At 32.2% G+C, this 21,319-nt stretch carries 18 protein-coding genes, 1 other RNA gene, 2 riboswitches and 1 other annotated feature; of the genes, 1 reads left to right on the top strand and 18 read right to left on the bottom strand.

Annotated features, from left to right (window positions below; translation table 11 throughout):
- Positions 1-83: 83 nt before the first annotated feature.
- The 8 genes from JOC70_RS09615 to JOC70_RS09650 all read right to left on the bottom strand — a co-directional run bounded on the left by JOC70_RS09615 (position 84) and on the right by JOC70_RS09650 (position 8,446).
- Positions 84-2,468, bottom strand: a complete 2,385-nt coding sequence (locus JOC70_RS09615) for a homocysteine S-methyltransferase family protein (protein WP_204598682.1) — start codon at positions 2,466-2,468, stop codon at positions 84-86.
- Complete coding sequence (locus JOC70_RS09620; RefSeq protein WP_204598683.1) at positions 2,458-3,126, bottom strand: vitamin B12 dependent-methionine synthase activation domain-containing protein; 669 nt, start codon at positions 3,124-3,126, stop codon at positions 2,458-2,460. Before JOC70_RS09620 ends, JOC70_RS09615 begins: the two co-directional genes overlap by 11 nt.
- Before the next feature lie 34 nt (positions 3,127-3,160).
- Positions 3,161-3,616 (bottom strand): S-ribosylhomocysteine lyase, encoded by a 456-nt coding sequence (locus JOC70_RS09625; RefSeq protein ID WP_204598684.1) that lies wholly within the window; start codon positions 3,614-3,616, stop codon positions 3,161-3,163.
- 69 nt (positions 3,617-3,685) lie between these two features.
- Complete coding sequence (gene metF, locus JOC70_RS09630; protein WP_204598685.1) at positions 3,686-4,591, bottom strand: methylenetetrahydrofolate reductase [NAD(P)H]; 906 nt, start codon at positions 4,589-4,591, stop codon at positions 3,686-3,688.
- Positions 4,592-4,696: 105 nt separating this feature from the next.
- Positions 4,697-4,807, bottom strand: a riboswitch (SAM riboswitch).
- A 79-nt stretch (positions 4,808-4,886) separates the two neighbouring features.
- A complete protein-coding gene (locus tag JOC70_RS09635; protein ID WP_204598686.1) occupies positions 4,887-6,050 on the bottom strand; it encodes an aminotransferase class I/II-fold pyridoxal phosphate-dependent enzyme in 1,164 nt (387 codons plus the stop codon).
- Entirely contained in the window at positions 6,047-6,526 is a 480-nt protein-coding gene (locus JOC70_RS09640) for an Lrp/AsnC family transcriptional regulator (protein WP_204598687.1), read from the bottom strand. Before JOC70_RS09640 ends, JOC70_RS09635 begins: the two co-directional genes overlap by 4 nt.
- Before the next feature lie 49 nt (positions 6,527-6,575).
- Positions 6,576-6,831 (bottom strand) — a binding site (T-box leader).
- A gap of 87 nt (positions 6,832-6,918) precedes the next feature.
- Complete coding sequence (locus JOC70_RS09645) at positions 6,919-7,635, bottom strand: flagellar motor protein MotB (protein WP_204598688.1); 717 nt, start codon at positions 7,633-7,635, stop codon at positions 6,919-6,921.
- Positions 7,636-7,660: 25 nt separating this feature from the next.
- Positions 7,661-8,446, bottom strand: coding sequence for a motility protein A (locus JOC70_RS09650; RefSeq protein ID WP_204598689.1), 786 nt, complete (start codon positions 8,444-8,446; stop codon positions 7,661-7,663).
- A gap of 437 nt (positions 8,447-8,883) precedes the next feature.
- On the opposite strand from JOC70_RS09650, the gene JOC70_RS09655 reads away from it, so the two are divergent.
- Positions 8,884-9,864: a methyl-accepting chemotaxis protein gene (locus JOC70_RS09655; RefSeq protein WP_204598690.1), complete on the top strand. Its 981-nt coding sequence runs from the start codon at positions 8,884-8,886 to the stop codon at positions 9,862-9,864.
- A gap of 379 nt (positions 9,865-10,243) precedes the next feature.
- On the opposite strand, the gene JOC70_RS09660 is transcribed toward JOC70_RS09655, so the two are convergent.
- From JOC70_RS09660 to secG, 10 genes are all read right to left on the bottom strand, one after another.
- Positions 10,244-10,471, bottom strand: coding sequence for a TIGR04540 family protein (locus tag JOC70_RS09660; protein WP_204598691.1), 228 nt, complete (start codon positions 10,469-10,471; stop codon positions 10,244-10,246).
- 201 nt (positions 10,472-10,672) lie between these two features.
- Complete coding sequence (locus JOC70_RS09665) at positions 10,673-11,650, bottom strand: diaminopimelate dehydrogenase (protein WP_204598870.1); 978 nt, start codon at positions 11,648-11,650, stop codon at positions 10,673-10,675.
- A gap of 174 nt (positions 11,651-11,824) precedes the next feature.
- The gene (locus JOC70_RS09670) at positions 11,825-12,700 is read right to left on the bottom strand and encodes a radical SAM protein (protein ID WP_204598692.1); all 876 of its coding nucleotides are present in this window, start codon (positions 12,698-12,700) and stop codon (positions 11,825-11,827) included.
- Positions 12,701-12,808: 108 nt separating this feature from the next.
- Positions 12,809-12,980, bottom strand: a riboswitch (cobalamin riboswitch).
- Between the two features lie 119 nt (positions 12,981-13,099).
- On the bottom strand, positions 13,100-14,197 hold the full coding sequence (locus JOC70_RS09675; protein WP_207755282.1) for an RNA ligase RtcB family protein: 1,098 nt from the start codon (positions 14,195-14,197) through the stop codon (positions 13,100-13,102).
- 82 nt (positions 14,198-14,279) lie between these two features.
- A complete protein-coding gene (locus tag JOC70_RS09680) occupies positions 14,280-14,921 on the bottom strand; it encodes a DUF2278 family protein (protein ID WP_204598693.1) in 642 nt (213 codons plus the stop codon).
- A 161-nt stretch (positions 14,922-15,082) separates the two neighbouring features.
- Positions 15,083-15,436, bottom strand: a transfer-messenger RNA (tmRNA) gene (gene ssrA / locus JOC70_RS09685).
- A 174-nt stretch (positions 15,437-15,610) separates the two neighbouring features.
- On the bottom strand, positions 15,611-16,081 hold the full coding sequence (gene smpB / locus JOC70_RS09690) for an SsrA-binding protein SmpB (RefSeq protein WP_204598694.1): 471 nt from the start codon (positions 16,079-16,081) through the stop codon (positions 15,611-15,613).
- 256 nt (positions 16,082-16,337) lie between these two features.
- Positions 16,338-18,584, bottom strand: a complete 2,247-nt coding sequence (gene rnr, locus JOC70_RS09695) for a ribonuclease R (RefSeq protein ID WP_204598695.1) — start codon at positions 18,582-18,584, stop codon at positions 16,338-16,340.
- 256 nt (positions 18,585-18,840) lie between these two features.
- A complete protein-coding gene (locus JOC70_RS09700; RefSeq protein WP_204598696.1) occupies positions 18,841-20,862 on the bottom strand; it encodes a sodium-translocating pyrophosphatase in 2,022 nt (673 codons plus the stop codon).
- Positions 20,863-20,895: 33 nt separating this feature from the next.
- A complete protein-coding gene (gene secG / locus JOC70_RS09705; RefSeq protein ID WP_204598697.1) occupies positions 20,896-21,123 on the bottom strand; it encodes a preprotein translocase subunit SecG in 228 nt (75 codons plus the stop codon).
- Positions 21,124-21,319: the final 196 nt, after the last annotated feature.

The raw sequence follows: 21,319 nt of genomic DNA on the forward strand, positions 1-21,319 counted from the left end.
TATATTATTCATAAGAATCCATATTTCACTTTTTAAGCAAAAGAAAAACAGTCCTTCTCTTAAAGACTGTTTTTTCTATATAACTACTCATTTATATTTTTAAATAAATCTTGGGCAATTTTCACTGCTTCTTGTGCATCCTTTGCATAGTAATCCGCCTTTATCATATCTGCATAATCCTTATTTAACACTGCTCCTCCTACAAACACTTTACAATGTACATTATTTTCTCTAAGACTCTTTATTGTGTCTTCCATACTCTTAACAGTAGTTGTCATAAGGGCACTTAATCCAACTAACTTTATACTTTCCTTTTTTGCTGTTTCCACTATATTTTCTATAGGTACATCTTTTCCCAAATCTATAATATCAAACCCATAGTTTTCAAGAATAATCTTTACAATGTTTTTACCAATGTCATGAATGTCTCCCTTTACTGTGGCTAAAATTATTTGTCCCTTAGAAACCTGTTTTTTTTCTTCGACACTTATATTTTCTTTAATAACAGCAAAGGCACCTTTTACAGTTTCGGCAGATTGAATAAGCTGTGGAAGGAATATCTCTCCCTTTTCATACTTCTTTCCTACCACGTTCAACGCTGGAATTAAATACTCATCAACTATTGTTAAACTATCCTTACATTCTAACAGCTTTCTTACACTTTGTGATGCATCTTCTTTTAAACCTTTTATTATTATTTCTTTTAAATCTCTATTATTATTTGCCTTAGGAGGTTCCCTTCTCTCAATATCTGAATACGTATTTACATATTCCTTTGCTTCTTTATCTATATTAGCCAATACCTTAAATGCTTTTATAGCATCCATTACTTCCTTATTTCCTGGATTTAATATCGGAACATCTAATCCTGCAGCTAGCGTCATTGAAAGAAAAGCTTGATTTAAAATTTCCCTTTTAGGAAGTCCAAAAGATACATTACTTACTCCAAGTACCGTACTTACTCCAAGCTGTTCCTTTACCATTCTTACAGCCTTTACTGTCTCTATGACTTCTTTCTGCTGAGCTGAAGCTGTAAGTACTAGGCAGTCAATTAAAATATCTTCTTTATTTATTCCGTATTCCTTAGCAGTATTTATAATTTTTTCTGCAATTTCGACCCTTTCCTCAGCCTTAGATGGTATGCCACGTTCATCAAGAGTAAGTCCTACTATGCAAGCACCATACTTCTTAGCAATAGGAAAAACTTTTTTCATAACCTGCTCTTTTCCATTAACTGAATTTATGATAGGTTTACCATTATAAATTCTTGCAGCAGCTTCTATAACTTTTTCATCAGCACTATCTATTTGAAGTGGAACATTTAGTATTGATTGTATTTCCTTAATAGCCCTTATCATTATTTCTTTTTCATCTATTTCTGGCAATCCTACATTTACATCTAATACATCTGCTCCTGACTCTACTTGATTTATAGCTTCAGCCAATATGTAATCTATATTATTGGATTTCAATGCATCCTTAAACTTCTTCTTTCCCGTTGGATTGATTCTCTCTCCTATAATCTTTACTTCTTCTCCTAATATTATACTTTTGCTAGATGAGCATATTGCTGTGAGTCTTTTATTATTTAATTTAAATGGTTTTAGATCCTTTATACTATCAACGATTACCCTTATATATTTATCAGTTGTACCACAACAACCACCTAAAATGCATACTCCTTTTTGAGCCATTAACTTCACATATTTTGCAAAATCCTCTGGTGTAATATCATATATAGTTTTACTATTTTCTACTCTAGGAAGGCCTGCATTGGCTTGAACTATAACAGGAATTGTTGAATACTCTAATATTTTTTCTACTATAGGCATTAGTTCTTTAGGTCCAAGCGAGCAATTTACCCCTAGAGCATCTACGCCTAGGCCTTCTAAAAGAGTTATCATAGTAAGGGGATCTGTTCCTGTAAAAGTTCTCCCATCTTCTCCAAAAGTCATAGTACAAAACACTGGTAATCTGCTATTTTCTTTGGCTGCTAATACTGCCGCCTTAGCTTCGTAAAGATCAGAAATGGTTTCTATTAAAATCAAATCACATCCTGCTTTAACTCCAGCCTCTATCTGTCTCTTAAAGATTTCGTAAGCTCTTTCAAATTTTAGTACTCCTATAGGCTCAAGCATCTGTCCAATAGGTCCAATATCTAATGCTATATATTTTCCATCATTAGCTTTCCTAGCTTCTTTAGCAATCTCTACTGCTTTTGTTATTATTTCTTCTACAGAGTAACCTGTATCCTTAAGCTTTAACTCATTAGCGCCAAAGGTATTAGTAGTAATTATATCCGAACCAGATTCCATATATTTTTCATGAATTTCTTTAATTATCTCAGGGTGTAGAATGTTATATATCTCTGGAACTTCTCCAGCTATAAGTCCTCTACTTTGGAGCATTGTCCCCATAGCTCCATCGAAAAATATAAATTGCTTTGCTAAAATATCCTTAGTCTCCACAATGATTGCCCCCTTTTCTATATTGACACTCTATAAATTTATTGCATTTCTTACATCCAGAATGCTGAGCTTTCATGTTCTTATGCTGAAATCCTATTACTGCACTTACTGATTTTCTTGGTATTAAAATATTATTTTCAGTTACTGTAAGACCTATGTTTTTTTGCGCGTCTAAAGCGTTTATTATTTTTGGTTGAATATCTATTAAAAAATCTCCATATCCAGGGCTATATCTATAGGTAATGTCTAGTGTTTTCCTTTGAGCTTCTTTTCTTATCTCTTTTTGGACTTCATCACAAATCCATTCTACACATACAGATGCACATGCATCCAGTATCAATGCCCTGGTCATACTGACTTTTTCATAATACCTTATTTTAGTATCCATATTACTTCCTAGGGTTACTGCCATAACAGCGCACATAGATGACTCCTCAAGATGTTCTAATATATCTTTTCCCTCGAATACCAAATTACTTTCTAACAATCTTACTCGTTCTTCACTTTTATCAATATTAAATATTTTATATATATACTTCGAATCTGAAATTTCTTTTGCTTCATTTATGCATTCATCTATTAATAAATTTATATTTGCATCAATAACTCCATTTCTATATCCAAGGTATCTTAGAACTTCCTTTTTATCTATATGCATCCTTATCCCCCTTAAAGTTACCTATATATCTAATTTAATCTTTATAAAATGTAGTACTAAATCCCTTATCTAAAACATATCTTGCATACTCTTTTGCTCCGAACAAAGACAAATCTCTATAGTTGCCACATTGAAGATTATTAGCTGCTGGTACTTCATCTGATTGTAGTACTTGTTTTAAAGATACTTCAAGAGCACTTTTTACCGTTGTTGATTCTACATCTCCCCACAGTATGAGGTAAAACCCAGTTCTGCATCCCATTGGAGATAAATCAATTACATTATCTAAGTGCTCCCTTAAATATCCTGCAAGAAGATGTTCTAAAGCATGTAATGATGCTGTTGGCATTGCTTCTTGATTTGGTTGTAAAAACCTCAAATCAAACTTTGTTACTTTATCACCCTTTTTCCCATTGAGAACTACTGCTTTTCTTACATATGGTGCAATAACCTTTCTGTGATCTAATTGAAAACTTTCTACTTTTTCCATATAAAATTCCTCCCTATAATTCATATATTAATTATAACCTTTATCTATATCAAATAATGGCTTTTAACATCATTGAAGCTTATTCCCACTATTCAATGCACTTACAATAGAATCTATGTTAGATACTATCTTTTTAGCTACTTCAGGGTTATTCATTGTATATATGTGAATGCCATCTACTCCTGAAGACAGCAAATCAATTATTTGCTCTGTAGCATAAGCAATCCCAGCATCTCTTAAGGCTTGCGGATTATCTATATACTTATTTATTATTTTCGTAAATTTCTCTGGGATATGTGCACCACATAAACTTGCTATTCTAACTATTTGTTTACTATTTATCACAGGCATAATACCCACTTCAATAGGAATGTTTATTTTCTTATCCTCTGACCTTTGTTTAAAGTCGTAAAAAAACTTATTATCAAGAAATAATTGAGTTATAAGAAAATCCACTCCTGAGTTTACTTTACCTTTAAGATTTTTAAAATCCTCGTCTGCACTATTGCTTTCAATATGCATTTCTGGATAACAAGCTGCAGCTATACAAAAATCTTCATGATTTTTTATATCTTTTATTAAATCTTCTGCATATCTAAAATGAAGTGGCTCCGGAAATTTGAAGTTTGTGTCTTGAGGCAAATCCCCTCTAAGCGCTAGTATATTTTTAATATTATTTTCTTTTAAATCATTCAAAATTCCATTGACTTCGTCTCTAGTAGATGTCATGCACGTTAGGTGCGCTAGCGCTTCAATATTATATTTATTTTTTATAATAGAAGCTATCTCTACAGTCTTATTTCTAGTTTCACTATTTCCACCTGCCCCATAAGTTACACTGATATAATCTGGTTTCAAAGGTGCTAATTGATCAATTGTATTATATATAGTATCGATTGAAGATTCTTTTTTAGGTGGAAAAATCTCAAAGGATATTAACGGTTTCTTCTTTAAAAAGATATCTTTTATATACATTTTTAAGCCCCCTACTAAACTTCTTGCCTTTTGATTATAATCTTGCATGCTTAGCAAAAAAATAAGACCTAAAGGATATCCTTTAGGTCTTGATGCCTATTGCTATCCTTATCTTCCAGCTTTCGCTGCAGGAATTGGCACCATTGTATGAATTATAAAATACATACCGGTTGCCGGGCTTCACAGGGCCAGTCCCTCCACCTCTCTTGATAAGAAATATTCTGTTTTTCTTATGATTATATATGTGTATTTTATTAATGTCAACCTTTTGTTTATTTTCCTTAAAACTTTTATATTAACAATCTTTAACAAACCTTTCTATTCTTTTGAGCGCTTCCATAATGTTATCCATTGAAGAAGCATAACAGGTTCTTATGAATCCTTCTCCACACTCACCAAATGCGTGCCCCGGAACTGCTAACACTTTTTCCTTCATTAGAAGTCTTTCACAAAACTCATCTGATGTTAACCCAGTTGATTTTATACATGGGAATAAATAAAATGCCCCCTTAGGCTCGAAACAATCAAGTCCCATCTTTCTAAATCCATTTACCATTACTCTTCTTCTTCTATTGTACTCTCTGACCATTTCTTCAACATCTCTATCACTATTTTTCAAAGCTTCAATAGCAGCATATTGACCCGTTGTATTAGAACACATAATTGCATATTGATGAATCTTTTTCATGGCATCAATTAATACACGATGTCCACAAACATATCCCATTCTCCAACCTGTCATAGCGTAAGATTTTGAAAACCCATTTATAACTATAGTTTTTTCATACATTTCCGGAAAGCTTGCAATAGAAACATGCTCTCCTTCATACGTTAATTCAGAATATATCTCGTCTGATAATACAATTATGTCCTTATCCTTAAGAACATCTACAATTGCTGATAATTCTTCCCTTGTCATAATGGCTCCAGTTGGATTATTTGGAAAAGGCACAATAACTATTTTAGTCTTTGGAGTTATCGCTTGAGCAAGCAACTCTGGAGTTAATTTGAATTCATCTTCAGCTCTAAGATTAATAACCACTGGTTTAGCACCAGTGAAAACAGTGCATCCTTTATATGCAACAAAGCTTGGTTCCGGTATAATAACTTCATCGCCTTCTGCAACCAATGCCCTAAGCGCTATATCAATGCCCTCACTTCCTCCAACAGTAACAAGTATTTGATTATCAGCATTATACTTTAGATTATACTTCCTATTTAAATATGATGAAATTTCATCTCTAAGTTCAATAAGACCTGCATTTGAAGAATAGTGTGTATGCCCTTTTTCTAGGGAATAAATGCCGGCTTCTCTTATATTCCATGGAGTTACAAAATCTGGTTCCCCAACTCCAAGAGATATTACGTCATCCATTTCATTTATCATATCAAAGTATTTTCTTATACCTGAAGGCGGCATATTACTAACCTTAGGTAAAATCATATCTTCTATCTTCATATAAATATAGCCTCCCTATCATCCCTTACTTTTTCTTCAAATATAACACCTTTGTCTTTATACTTTTTAAGTATAAAATGTGTTGCAGTACTTAAAACTCCCTCTTGTGTAGCCAGCTTTTCTGATACAAAAAGTGCTACCTCTTTTATAGTCTTTCCTTCAACAATTACAGTTAAATCAAATCCACCTGACATTAAATAGCAAGATTTAACCTCTGGAAATCTATATATTCTTTCTGCTACTTTATCAAATCCTTCTCCTCTTTGCGGAGTAACTTTTACCTCTATCAGCGCTATAACACTGTCTTTACTTGTTTGATCCCAATTAATTAAAGCAGTATATCCTACAATAACATTATCCTTTTCGTACTTCTTTATAGCTTCTCTTACCTCTTGAGTAGTTTTACCTGTCATCACTGCTATCTCTTCTTCGTTATATTTACTATTTTTCTCTAGAATCTCAAGAATTTCTTCCATAATACTTCTTCCTCCAATCTAATAAAAAATAAAAAAGTCCTCCATCCCATAAAGGGACGAAAGACTTTTCGCGGTACCACCCTAGTTAGTGCTATAAAGCACTCCCTCAATTGGAATAAAAAATTCCAATCCTCTGTAACGTGAGGAAACGTCTGTCTCTATTGTAGGAATTAAATAGCCAATTCCCCTTTCTCGATAAGAAACTCGAGGGCTGCTTTCAATAAAGCTATATTATCGGGCTTTCACCATCCACCGATTCGCTTTGAATTTTCACTTTATTTACTGTTCCCTGTCATAGTTTTTAATACATAATAATTTATCCATTTTTATATATTATACTAGAATAATTTTAAAATTCAATATATTTTATTGTTTTTCTTATAATATAGTTATTACTGACTTATAGTTATTTCAATTCTTCTATTCTTTTGCTTATTTTCCTCGGTGTTATTAGGTGCAATTGGATGATATTCTCCATAACCTGAAACCTCAAAACTTTTTGGATTCAATCGTTGGTCACTAGGAAGTTCTTCAGTAAAATATCTAACAACACTTATGGCTCTTGCAGTAGATAGTTCCCAGTTACTTCTGTATTCACTATTACTTATAGGTATATTATCCGTATGCCCTTCTACCTTAATTATTTTATTGTGTTTTCTTAGTACTTTCCCAAGTCTACTAAGATTATTTTTAGCGTCTTGCTTTAAATCTGCTTGCGCTATATCAAATAAGATCTCATTCTTAAACCTTAAAAGCACGCCTTTATCAACTTTTTTTACTTCTACATCCTTTGTTAATCCTCCAGAATCTATAATGTCCTTAACCTCTTTATATATGTGATTCATTTGATCTTCAGCACTTTTAGCACTATACACATCTAAATCAGCAATTGAATCGCCTATGGTAGGATTTATGGATCCAGTTTGTAACATTATGCCTATATTATTTAAAGATTCAGCAGCTTGTTTAAACTTTGCACTATCTATAACAGACATCGAATACAATAAAACAAAAAAACAAAGAAGCAAGGTAACTAAATCTCCATAGGTTGCAAGCCATTCACTGCCGCCTCCCTCATCCTCATCATCCATATTATAATTGTCTGCCACCGCTCTCTTCCTCCTTCATATTATTTTATTCTTCTACCCTTTGACTTGTTGATTGCAACTGATTAATAGTTTCCTCATCTAAAAACGAAAGCATTCTTTCCTTTAAATTATTTGGATTTTCTCCCGCTTGAATACCTAATAAGCCTTCTATAATCATTTCCTTTTGATAAACTTCTTCAGAGGTTTTAGCCTTTAACTTCTTAGACATTGGCATAAAAACTACATTTGCTATGAACGATCCATAAAGTGTTGTAATTAAAGCAATTGACATCTGAGGCCCTATGCTAGACGGATCAGATAATTGCTTAAGCATATTAATAAGCCCTATTAATGTACCAATCATACCAAAGGCAGGTGCTAGAGCTGCCCCAGTATCAAACATATTTCTATTCTCCTTATGCCTCTCAACTATACCCCTAATTTTCAGTCCTAATACACCCTTTATTGTATCTGGCTCTGAACCATCAACTATCATCATCATTCCCTTTTTTATAAATGGATCAGAAATACTTTCAACTGTATTTTCTAGCGATAACAATCCTTCTTTTCTGGCTTTTGTAGACCATTCTATAAAATTCGTAATAAGTTCAACATTATTAAATTTATTTTCCTTAAAAACTATTCTAAATAGCTTTAATAATATTTTAACATTTTTTCCTTTACTACTCAGTAAAAGCGCACCTATAGTTCCACCTATAGTTATTAGTATAGATGGTATATCCACAAACGTTGTTATTTGTCCACTAGAAAGTATCCCGAACAAAATAAATCCAATCGCTAATACTATACCGTAAATTGACATAAAATCCATTATTATTTCCTCCGTCTCCTTATTAAGATATTTTTATTACATGATACATTTTTTGTCATATTATATTAATAATATTTTACATTGTTTTGATAATAATTGAAAGCAATTTTGTTAAATTTTCGGCATTTTTTGTCTTTTAATGAAGAAATGTAAAATATTATGACATTAAACAGACCAAGCACTCATTATACTTGGTCCATATATATTATTCTTTATTATTCGGTTATCATCTTAAATTCTTTAAATATATTATCAAGTCTTACTTAATCTTCTTATTTAATGTATATATTACATAATTAAAAAGTTTTTGTTTATGCTAGTTAGAAATACATTGATTATCATTAGTATTAACTATAAAATATAAGTTAGAACTTACCTTTATAGGTACCAAATAACAAGTTCATTATAAATAATACCTAAAACTAAGGGGGATAAAAATGATTAGAAAAAACAAATTAATTAACGATGAGCTAATCTCTTCTACTCAATTAAATGAGATAAAGGAAAAAGAAGCTCAATTTCGTACTGAAACTATTGAATTTATAGAATCAATAAATGACTTATTAAAAACAACTGTAGACAAGCATGAAATAGTTAATAATCAACATACCGTATTAACTGAACTTACAGATAATATAAAAGTACATATGAGTAAAATTTCAAATTTAACTGACCTTACAAATAACTCTACAGATAATCTATTTGTAGAAAGCAATAAACTTATAAAAATTACAGAAGATACAGTTCAGAAGTCAAACGAAGGAAAGATGGCCATTGAAGAAATGGATACTATAATTAAATCTCTAGAAAGCGAAAATGCTAACAATACCCGTAGCATTAATGAGTTAGCTGAAAGCTTTAATAAAGTCAATGAAGTTGTTCAATTAATAACAAGTATTGCAAGTCAAACTAACCTTTTAGCATTAAATGCATCAATAGAAGCTGCTAGAGCTGGGGAACAAGGCAAGGGATTTGCAGTGGTAGCTGGAGAAGTAAAGAAATTAGCTGAGATAACTAGAAAGAGTACAAAGGATATATCTGACTTAATACATGGAATTCAAAACGAAACAAAAAAAGTATTAATTAATTCTGATAAATCTAACTCGGTTATTTCAAAGGGAGTTAAAGCCTCAAGTGATGCCATAGAAAAGGTAGAAAAAAGCTTATCTACTATAGCTCAAGTTGAAGAAAAAGTAATACAAGTTATGAATATTGTATCTGCTCAAAAAGATCATATTGAAACTATGACTAAAGAAATACAAAATGTTGATACCATCCTAAAAACTACCACCGACTCAATAATTGACCACATAGAAGAAGCCAGCTTAGTCGATAATCAACTTCATAAAACAGGAGTTGAACTTGACTCTTATAGTCAAAAACTTATTCAAGAAAATAAATTTAATATCAAAGAATAGAAATAAAATTATGGATTTCCTCGCACATTTCAAAAACCACGTCGTATATAACTTCAACGTGGTTTTTAATTATTCATTACTGAATGTTATTTTTCTTTTGTATTTCAGTATTCATTTAGTTGCTCCTAATATATTTACAAAAATTAATATTTAATCAATATAAAATATTAGATTTTATTAAGCTTGGCAAAGGTTTTATTACCAATATTAAGGCTCTTATACATATCTCTACTCTATTATATAGAATAAATGATGATTAGAATAATAAATTTATTAATAAATGGTATGCACAAAATCTTAGCGGAATGGATAAGATGAGCAATCAAGTAATAGATATAGATTTTTAATAAAAGCCCGGTTGCTCACAGCGATCCTTTATTTATTTATTTATTGTTTTACTAATTATATCTATCCTTGAATTTCCTAAAACGCTAGATATCTTTACAGACATTACACCATCCTTATAAATTCTATCTTCATTAGCGTTAATAAGCTTTATTAACTTTTCTTCAAATGCATCCTGCTCAATTAATCCTTCCAAGTAGGAATCTACCAAATCCTTTATACATGTTGCTAATTCTCTTGGGTTTTTATAAGTTAGTCTCATAGTTAAACTCCTTTAATCTTATATGTTTTTTTAATATTATAACATTATTTGAATATTTAAATGCTGAAAATTTACTCATATAATCTCAAAAACTTATTTTTAAAAGAATTGGCATAATTAAGTCCTATAAATTCACAAAGAACACCAATACTATTATTGGTGTTCTTTTAACTTATATATTACACTTGCCTTCAATCTATACTACAACAATTCTTTTCTTAATTGTTCTCCTGATTTTGGTGATAAGTATGAAAATGGAATATCTAATACTGTACGTGCTCCTGATTGGCCTTCCTTGGACATTCTGTAAGCTGCTCTTGCATAAGCTACTAATACACTAGAAGTAAACTCTGGATTACTTCCAAGTTCTAAACTAAGCTCCATTCTCTGCTTAGTATCCTCTCCAGTTACACCTGTACGAATAACAAATCCACCGTGAGGTATACCGCTATGATTTTTCTTTAAATCTTCTTCAGTTATAAAATTCACTGTAGTATTATAATCTGAGAAATAATTTGGCATATTTTTAATTTCATTTTTAATTAGCTCTAAATCAGCACCTTCCTCAGGCACTACATAACAAACTCTTTCATGTTTTTCTCTTGTTGAAAATTCAGGATTTTCTCCTGTACGAACTCTTTCAATAGCAGATTGAACAGGTATAGTATATTGAATACCATCCTTAACACCAGCTACTCTCCTTATTGCATCTGAATGACCTTGACTTACTCCCTTGCCCCAGAAAGTATAGTCTTTTCCAACTGGAAGTATTGATTGGCCTAAAAGTCGACTTAGTGAAAATACTCCTGGATCCCAGCCAACGGATATAAGTCCAATAGTACCAGCTCTTTTTGTTACTTCATCTAACCTATTAAAATATTCTGGTATTCTAGCATGAGTATCAAAGCTATCTACGGTGTTAAATGTTGCTGCAATCTCTGGAGCCTGCTCTGGTAAATCTGTTGCAGATCCTCCACAAAGAATCATAACATCAATTTTGTCCTTGTAACTTTCCATTTCTGAAATATGTACCATTTTTGAATTTGACTGCAATTTATCAGGATTTCTTCTTGTAAAAATAGCCTCTAATTCAAAATCTGGATTTTGTTTTAAAGATAATTCTACACCTTTCCCAAGGTTTCCATAACCTACAATACCTATTCTAATCTTATTATCCATATTATACCTGGCATGCAAAGCCAGTCGCCCCTCCTTTATGTATCTATTAAAAATTTAATAAAGATTTAATACTTTACCTTGTGGTAATTTTATCACAATTGTTTTTGTTTTACTATATTTTTGATTTAAAATTTTCCTATGATAACTTTTTATAAATCCTGTTTAACCGTTAAACTATATTACTTCCTCATCTTCCATCATCTTTTCTTGTCTAAGCTGTCCACATCCACCCTTGATATCTTTCCCAAAATTATGGAATATCTCGCAATCTATTTTATTTTTTAGTTTATTATAAAAGTTTATTACATCACTTTCTTGTGGAGCAATCAGTCCTTCTATATTATTATCATTATACGCTGAAATTATAAGTTTTAGGGGCTTATCTTCCAACAGCATCTCTAATCTTTTTACATCCTCGTCAGTATCATTTATACCTTTAAATATCATATATCTTATTCTGGTCTTTATCTTGAATGTTTCTGCATATTCAACTGCTGCTTCAATTATAGAATTTATATCATATTTCATGGTAACTGGCATTATATTTTTACGTGTATCATTTGATGATGCATGTAATGATAAATTAAGTCTAATCTTAATATCACTGTCTTTAAAATCATTTATCAATCTGCGGATTCTCGGCGCTAAACCTACTGTTGCAATTTCAAAACTGCTTATTTTATACTTGTTATATATGTTAATTATGGCATCTCTTACATTGTCATAATTCATAAAAGGTTCACCCATTCCTGCAAAAACAACTGCATCTATTGGCAATAGCTTCGCTTCTTTGCAGTAATCAACACAAACACCTACCTGTTCAGTTATTTCAAGTGAGGTAAGATTTCTTACCAAGCCTTGTTTTCCTGTTGCGCAGAAAAAGCATCCCTGGCTACAACCCACTTGAGAAGAGACACATACTGTACTATGGTAAGTAAGTTTTAATTCTTTATCATACATATATAAAGTTTCAATAGTGTTACCATCTTTCATTCTTAATAAATATTTTACAGAATTGTCACAGCCTACAAGCTTTTTAATAACTTTCATATTCATCACCTCATTAAATATTTTAGACAAAAAGAAAAAAATTCTTGAATACAAATATTTGTATTCAAGAATTTTGCCATCATTCTTAATATAGCCTCTTAAATCTAAGATGCAATAATGAAAAAGGCAGGTCTCCTGGCTTACGGGCTAACGATACTTTTTCCTTCCCGGTGTAACCCAGTGGATTATAAAAGTTCTACCGTTTACAGTGGTGGGACCGCTGAGGCTTATACCTCATTCCCTATTCTCCCTTTCGGGCACCTTTTTACATGTTTTATATTGTTATTTCATACCATACATTAATTACATAAGATATTATAACTTATAGTGCTTAATTTTGCAACTTGCAATATAAATGGATAAAATTAAATATACTATTTTTCAAGTAGGTATGCCTTATTAAGCTTTATAAGTTATGAGAGGCTTTAGACTTGCAACAACTTTTATCATATCTTCATTTAACATATCTTCTATGACTTTATCAATACTTTTATATGCCTCTGGGGCTTCCTCGTATATAATACTTCTATCGTTATATATTAAATTACTCCCTAAAAGTTTTTCCCTCACAGATTTATTAGGATATACATGTTCAAGCCTTTCTTTACAGGAAAGCCTATTCCATCGTCTTCCAGCTCCATGCGCGACTGAAAAAGCATATTCAAAAGAGTTAGCCTGTGGTTTAACAATATAGGAATTAGAACCCCTAGTACCTGCAATTACAACACACCCTACATCTGCAGGTGCTGCACCTTTTCTATGAACATAAAGTTTTTCTCCATTAAGCTCCTTGATAGCTATTGAATTATGAGTACTATCCAAAAGCTTATTCCCATCCTTTGCACCAATTGCACTTAAAAGCCTATATGCAATTAATTCCCTATTAAGCATCCCAAACTCTATTGCACTATCATGATCCTTAAAGTATTCAATATAACCTTCACTATTTTCTTTAAGTCCCTTTTGGCAGGAATGCTCTTCAATATATTTCCTCAGTATATACTCCCCATAACCTCTTGATCCACTGTGAACTAAAAGATATACGCATCCTTTATTTATATCAAGCTCATCTAATAAGTCTTGATCATACACTTTATCAATTTGCTGAAACTCTGCAAAATGATTTCCCGATCCAATAGTTCCAAGAGCCTCCTTCATAGGCAAATGAATCTCTTCAATTAAATGGGATATATCTATACTTTCAAGTCCATCTAATCTCTCAAGTTTTCCTCTAACTTTATCAAACTTAAACTTGCCCTTGTTTATATTCGTTGAAAATAAAGCCATACCACATCCAATATCATTCCCGATTAAATGAGGATAAATTACATCCTTCGTAATAAAGCTAGCTCCCACAGGAGTCTTACCGATATGAAGATCAGGCAGCCCAACAGCTTTTACTACTCCTTTAAGCTCTGCTACTTTTTTAAGTTGATCAACGGCATTACTTTCCATCCATGATTTTTCGCTTTTTATTACTTTAACTATATTATCCATAAATGCTCCTTTGGTCATAATGTATTTATTTTATATTCTATCTTCTCACCTTAAGTGATTTTTAATTCTTATTTACGCTATATTACGCATTATTAGTATCTTCATTCCCATGATTGTAGTCTTGAAAAGCTAAAAAGATGGCATGCCAATTATCTTCTGGAAGATAATTTATTAATAGAGCTCCATCCTGCCAACTGCTATCATCATCTTCTTTAAATTGATTTATTTCTTGATTCATATGAATAGAATGTATGCCATCACTAGGAGTAAAATCAAAGTATTTATCTTTACCACCTATAGGTCCCCATCGCCTTCCAAAGGCATATAAAATAGTTTCCTGATTTTCAAGTGATTTATGAGTAATATTACGAATTTTTTCATTTAAATCATTATCAGGACCAGGTAGCTTATCTGGTAAAGGCTGCATGTTTTTTATATCGATCAAATTCCCCCGAATATAGTCAAGACCATACTCTTTTTTTACATTTGGCCCAATCGGATAAAATCCAAGGGGCAGTTCTAATAGTTTTTTAGTAAATTCATTTTTTAAATCATAATCAATATAATAAAGTAAATCATAGGGATAAATTTGAGATTTTATATTTATCGCAATCCTAAAGTGAACTCCATCGGCAACGGCATGTATATGAAAGTGAGGAGTATCTCCCCTTATTGGAGCAGTTTCTACAATTGTGCATTTCAATAAACCATAGGTTTTATCCACAGTTTCCATCTCCCTTACTCACATATTATACAATTATTCTGTATAAAAACCTTAGAAGGTATGTAAGTAAATTTATAAATTTATTTCATAATATAATTATTATTAATATTTCAAAAAATATAAAAAGCCTGGTGGGTAGACCAGGCTGCAATTATCGGGTTTGGTGGAGGTGAGCGGTGTCGAACCGCTGTCCGAAAGTAGTAACTCCTGAGCATCTCCGAGCGCAGATTAGTGTTTTAAATTTCCCTAGGTCTAACGCCCACTAACAGGCTTTAAACTTCAGTAGCTTCATAAATTCCGTTTTCTACTCAAAGCTTTGTAGAACTCGGTTCCCTACTAAATGACGCCCTAATCCCAAGCCGTAGGCCTCCCGGGTAGGACGAGCTGCGCTATTAGGCAGCTAACGCTAAATTATCGTTTGCGTTTATATTTTTCCTAGTTTTTTAACGCGGGTCCAGGACCCTCGGCTCGCTTCTCAGGGGCAACTTACCCCCGTCGAAACCATGTACACCCCCATGGTTTAATCAATATTTCATTTTTCAAAGAACGCACCAACAATTTCATTAAATTATTAGTGACAATTTAGCTTTCAGTTATCTTACAGTTATTATAATACAACAATTTTTATTATTTATCAATAGTAATTATTAGATAAATTGATTAATTAAAGAAATTTTCCATTTATATCTTTAGTATCTTGATCTTTCCTTCATTTCACGATCAATATCTCTCTTTGCTGCCTTTTCAAGCATAGCATCTCTCTTATCATAGTTCTTCTTACCCTTAGCTACAGCTAAACTAACTTTAACTCTACCATTTTTCAAATATAATGATAATGGAATTAATGTATAACCAGCTTGCGTAGTAAACTGTTGAAGTTTAAGTATTTCATTTTTATGAAGTAAAAGCTTTCTTTCTCTTAAAGGATCTCTATTAAATATATTTCCTTGTTCATAAGGACTTATATGCATATTGCAAACAAATATTTCATTGTTTCTTATATCAGCATAGCTATCTTTTAGGTTAGCCTTTCCCCCTCTTATGGACTTAACTTCTGTCCCTACAAGTTCTATTCCAGCTTCATAAACTTCTTCTATAAAATAATCATGCCTTGCTTTTCTATTTTCAGCTAATGTTTTGTTTGGTGTCTTTTTTGCCATTAGGAATCACCCACTTTATTTATGGTACTTCTTAAAATAATATTATATTACAAATTTTACTAAAAGTCAAGCTTCACTCGGCTTTAATACTGAACCAGATGTATGAGATTTGCATCTAGTAAAGCCTTCTCTGCGCAAAAATCTCTAATGCTTGCTCAATGCTTTCTACGATGCAAATTCCATACACTTCAAAATTAAAAATTTCATTACTATCTACTGAAGGAGGAAATTCAGATCACTGAATTTCAGTAACTTCCTATTCGTTTTCTTCAAAGTACTCTGTTACTGGAAGCACTGCTTCTTGAACTTCGTCTTTATGTGATTCTTCATACTGACTATCACTATTGTTTGCAATAGCATTGCCATCTAAATTTTCACCATCTTCTAGATCTTGATCTAAGAGTTCAAAGAAAATTTCATGTGCATCTATATCAACCTTATCAACTTTAATTTTTGCTACATCTCCAAGTTTATATTTTTTCTTGGTTCTTTCCCCTATAAGACATAGATGCTTTTCATCATATATATAATAATCATCATTTAGCGTGCTTATATGAACAAGTCCTTCTATGGTATTAGGCAATTCTATAAACATACCAAATGCTGTAACAGAAGAAATTATTCCTTCATAAACCTCTCCTATTCTTTCACTCATATATTCTGCTTTCTTTAGATCATCTACTTCTCTTTCAGCCTCATCTGCTAGCCTTTCCATTTCGGAAGATTGTATTGAAGCTACAGATACTTCGTCGGTGAGCTTATTTATCCTCTTATCATTAATCTTACCATTTATATACTCTTTAATTATTCTGTGTATTATGAGATCTGGATATCTTCTTATAGGTGATGTAAAGTGGCAATAATACCTTGCGGCAAGTCCAAAGTGACCTACAGATTCTGGCGCATATCTAGCTTTTTTCAAAGAACGGAGAAGTAATGTATTTATTACAGTTTCTTCTCTACTACCCTTAGCCTTTTCCACTATTCCTTGAAGAGACTTAGGATGAATTTCCTGTGTCATCTTCACTACGTAACCTAAATTGTGAGCGAACTCATTAAAGTGTGTTAATTTTTCTATATCTGGATCTTCATGAATTCTATATACGAAGGGGATATTTGCCCAGAACATATACTCTGCAACAGTTTCATTACATACAAGCATAAATTCCTCTATAACTCTATTTGCTATAGCTCTTTCATAAGGTTCAATTTTTATAGGCTTACCCTTTTCATCTAAGACTATCTTACATTCTTCAAAATCAAAATCTATGGCTCCTCTACTAATTCTCTTTTTATAAAGTATCTTGCAGAGTTCTTCCATTGTATTAAATTCTTCTAACAAATAATCATATCTTTTCATAAGCTCTTCATCTTTATCTCTAAGTATCTTTGTAACATCCGTATAAGTCATTCTTTCGACAGTCTTTATTATACTTTCAAAGATTTCGTGGTCTACTACCTTACCATTTCCATCTATCTCCATCATACAGGTTAATGTGAGTCTATCAACTTTGGGATGTAAACTACACATTCCATTTGAAAGCTTTTTAGGAAGCATAGGTATTACCCTGTCAATTAAATATACAGATGTCCCTCTCTTTAAGGCCTCTTTATCTAACGGATTCTTTTCCTTTACATAATGAGATACGTCTGCAATATGAACCCCAAGCTTATAATTTCCATTAGGTAGCTTTTCAATAGATATAGCATCATCCAAATCTTTAGCATCTTCACCATCTATAGTTACAATTTTTAATTTTCTTAAATCAACACGTTTTACAAATTCCTCTTCTGGAATTTCTTCTGGAATTTTATCTGCATAACTTTGGACCTTAGGTGGAAATTCCTCAGGAAGTCTATATTTCTTTATTATAGTTAAAATATCTATTCCGCGATCTCCCTTTTTACCTAATATCTCTACAACTTTTCCTTCAGGGCTTCTTCTGGTATCTGGCCATTTTTGTATTTCTACAATAACTATATCTCCGGTCTTTGCTCCCTTAGCCTTTTCCTTTGAAACATAAATGTCTTGATACATTCTTTTTTCATCGGGTACTACAAATCCAAAGTTTTTGCTTTCCTCAAATACACCTATAACACTTTTATTTGCTCTTTCTATTATTCTTACTATTTCTCCTTCACACTTCTTGCCCCCATCTTCTTCTCTTAAAATCTTTACCATTACTCTATCACCGTGCATGGCTCCATTCATATTAGATGAAGGTATGAATACGTCTGGTCTATCTATTTCAGGTATTAAAAATCCAAATCCTTTTTGATGACCTTGAAGCTTTCCAACAATCAATCCCATTCTTTCTGGGACTCCATAATGTTCTGTTCTTGTTCTAACTACAAGTCCGTCTTTTTCCATATAATCTAATGTCTTTAAAAATTCCTCATAGTCACTTTTCTTTATATCAAAAATTCTAGATAATTCTCTAGCATCCATGGGTTTGTATGCTTGCTCTTTCATAAACTCTACTATGGTTTCTTGTAAGTTCATCTATTATTTCCCTCCTTTTATAATGTCTTTGGAAAATACATCTATATGTATATTCTTACTACTAAACATTAAACTTATTCTACATTTACTAAAGTATTATTAAAATATCTAGATGATACTAGATTTACATTTATGCTATAGCAAAATTATCCATATGTCAACTTAATAATCTTTATACTTTTAAAATTATATAAAAAGAGATTTAGTCTAAGCTAAATCTCTTAATCACTAAACCTCATCTTATGTGAAGTATTCTTTATTTAAATATTTCAAGCAATATTCCACCATACTTTAGAATTACTGGTGCAAATACAAGCGAAACTATTGTCATAAGCTTTATTAATATATTCATAGAAGGTCCTGAAGTATCCTTAAATGGATCTCCAACGGTATCTCCTACTACTGCGGCTTTATGAGCATAGCTTCCCTTACCACCATGTTCTCCGCTTTCAATATATTTTTTAGCGTTATCCCAAGCTCCACCGGAGTTTGACATAAGTATTGCAACTAATACCCCTGTAGCAACTGCTCCACCTATAAATCCTCCTAATGCTTCTTTTCCAAGAAGTAATCCCATAGCTAAAGGAATTATTATAGCTAATACTCCTGGAAGAATCATTTCTCTTATAGCTGCCGCTGTAGATATATCTACACATCTCTTATAGTCTGGTTTTGCTTTTTCTTCCATAATTCCAGGTATATCTTTAAATTGTCTTCTTACTTCCTCTATCATCTCATTAGCTGCCTTACCTACAGATTCCATAGTAAGCGCTCCAAATAAGAAAGGTAACATTGATCCTACTAACATTCCAACTAAAGTAATTGGATTTAATAAATCTATAGTAGTTATTTGTACCGCTTGTGCATAGGAAGCAAATAACGCAAGTGCTGTTAAAGCTGCTGAACCTATTGCAAAACCCTTACCTATTGCTGCTGTTGTATTTCCTACTGAATCAAGTTTATCTGTTATTTCTCTAACTTCATGTGGAAGATGAGACATTTCTGCAATACCACCTGCATTATCTGCTATTGGACCATAAGCATCTACTGCTACAGTAATACCAGTTATAGAAAGCATCCCCACTGCAGAAAGTGCTATACCATAAAGGCCCATACTCACATCATTAGCTCCACCCATTATAAAAAATGATGCAAGCACACCAATTCCTATTAAAACTATAGGCCACATAGTCGACTGCATTCCTACAGCAAGTCCTGAAATTATAGTAGTCGCTGGTCCAGTTTCTGATTGACGAGCAATCTTTTTAACATATCCATAATCTCCAGAAGTATATATTTCTGTAATTTTTCCTATAAGCATTCCCACTACAAGGCCTGCTGTAATTGCTGTGAAAGCTTTGAAATTTCCAAAGATTGAGTTACTTAATATTGCTGCTACAGCTATTACTATGATACCACTAATGTAAGTTCCACTATTTAACGCCTTTTGAGGGTTAGCTGATTTACTTTGTCTTGCAACTAGAGTTCCTACTATAGCTGCTATAATACCTGATGCAGATAATAAAAGAGCATATATTACTCCTTCATTATTTTTAAATACTATTGCACCTAAAGTAAGTGCAGATATTATTGAACCTACATATGACTCAAAAAGATCTGCACCCATTCCTGCAACATCACCTACGTTATCTCCAACGTTATCAGCTATTACCGCAGGATTTCTTGGGTCATCTTCTGGAATACCCGCTTCTACCTTCCCTACTAAATCTGCTCCTACGTCTGCTGCTTTTGTATATATTCCGCCTCCAACACGAGCAAATAAAGCTATAGAACTTGCACCAAGTCCAAATCCTGTTATAATATTCATATCTCCTGCAAATAACATATACAATAACCCAATTCCTATAAGACCTAATCCTACCACAGACATTCCCATAACAGCTCCGCCAGAGAAAGCTATATTTAATGCTTTACTTTGACCATGTCTCGCTGCTTCTGCAGTTCTAACATTTGACTTAGTAGCAACGTTCATGCCAAAATATCCTGCAAAAATCGAAAAAAGAGCTCCTATTATAAAACACACTGCAGTTGCCCAATGTACAAACAAAGCTAACGCCACGGCAACTACAATTATAAATACCGTAAGATACCTATATTCTGTTTTCAAAAAAGCCATAGCACCTTCATGAATATACCCAGAAATTTCCCTCATTCTTTCATTGCCGTCGCTTTCCTTTGAAATAAAACTACTTAAAAAGAAAGCAAATATTAGAGCTATAACTCCAGCTCCAACAGTATAAATTAAGTAATTATCCATATAATCATATCCCCCTGACTTTTGTAAATAATTTTACTTAATTACGTTTAAAGATACAGTTATTACAGCAAATAATATAGCACATATTATTGTAAGCTTTGACATGGTTGATTCAAAAGTTTTTGTTTTATTCTTAGCATAAAAAGTGTCTGATGCTCCTGTAAGCAAGCTAAATCCTTGAGTCTTAGCTGGCTGTGCAAGTACAGATATTATTAGTGTGATTGACACTATAACCTGTAAAATTGTCAATGCGTTTTTCATTTCTCTACCTCCTTTATTTTTTGTTAATCTTTAATATTTTTCCCCAGTTTTATATATATCTTTTATTAATTGTAGCATAACTTCATTCTTTCAACAACTTACTATAATTTGTAAATACGCTGAAATACAAGGTCATTGCTCATTATATCCATTTAATTCCATTTTAGTCACATATACGTAAACTTTATATGAATTA

Origin of the sequence: Clostridium pascui (genome assembly GCF_016908015.1) — a bacterium.
GTDB classification, from domain to species: Bacteria; Bacillota; Clostridia; order Clostridiales; family Clostridiaceae; genus Clostridium_AK; species Clostridium_AK pascui.

Excerpts from the sequence above, each read along its gene's own strand:
- JOC70_RS09620 (WP_204598683.1), bottom strand. The coding sequence starts at position 3,126 with ATGCATATAGATAAAAAGGAAGTTCTAAGATACCTTGGATATAGAAAT.
- JOC70_RS09625 (WP_204598684.1), bottom strand. The coding sequence starts at position 3,616 with ATGGAAAAAGTAGAAAGTTTTCAATTAGATCACAGAAAGGTTATTGCA.
- metF (WP_204598685.1), bottom strand. The coding sequence starts at position 4,591 with ATGTATATAAAAGATATCTTTTTAAAGAAGAAACCGTTAATATCCTTT.
- JOC70_RS09635 (WP_204598686.1), bottom strand. The coding sequence starts at position 6,050 with ATGAAGATAGAAGATATGATTTTACCTAAGGTTAGTAATATGCCGCCT.
- JOC70_RS09640 (WP_204598687.1), bottom strand. The coding sequence starts at position 6,526 with ATGGAAGAAATTCTTGAGATTCTAGAGAAAAATAGTAAATATAACGAA.
- JOC70_RS09650 (WP_204598689.1), bottom strand. The coding sequence starts at position 8,446 with ATGGATTTTATGTCAATTTACGGTATAGTATTAGCGATTGGATTTATT.
- JOC70_RS09655 (WP_204598690.1), top strand. The coding sequence starts at position 8,884 with ATGATTAGAAAAAACAAATTAATTAACGATGAGCTAATCTCTTCTACT.
- JOC70_RS09660 (WP_204598691.1), bottom strand. The coding sequence starts at position 10,471 with ATGAGACTAACTTATAAAAACCCAAGAGAATTAGCAACATGTATAAAG.
- JOC70_RS09665 (WP_204598870.1), bottom strand. The coding sequence starts at position 11,650 with ATGGATAATAAGATTAGAATAGGTATTGTAGGTTATGGAAACCTTGGG.
- JOC70_RS09670 (WP_204598692.1), bottom strand. The coding sequence starts at position 12,700 with ATGAAAGTTATTAAAAAGCTTGTAGGCTGTGACAATTCTGTAAAATAT.
- JOC70_RS09675 (WP_207755282.1), bottom strand. The coding sequence starts at position 14,197 with ATGGATAATATAGTTAAAGTAATAAAAAGCGAAAAATCATGGATGGAA.
- smpB (WP_204598694.1), bottom strand. The coding sequence starts at position 16,081 with ATGGCAAAAAAGACACCAAACAAAACATTAGCTGAAAATAGAAAAGCA.
- rnr (WP_204598695.1), bottom strand. The coding sequence starts at position 18,584 with ATGAACTTACAAGAAACCATAGTAGAGTTTATGAAAGAGCAAGCATAC.
- JOC70_RS09700 (WP_204598696.1), bottom strand. The coding sequence starts at position 20,862 with ATGGATAATTACTTAATTTATACTGTTGGAGCTGGAGTTATAGCTCTA.
- secG (WP_204598697.1), bottom strand. The coding sequence starts at position 21,123 with ATGAAAAACGCATTGACAATTTTACAGGTTATAGTGTCAATCACACTA.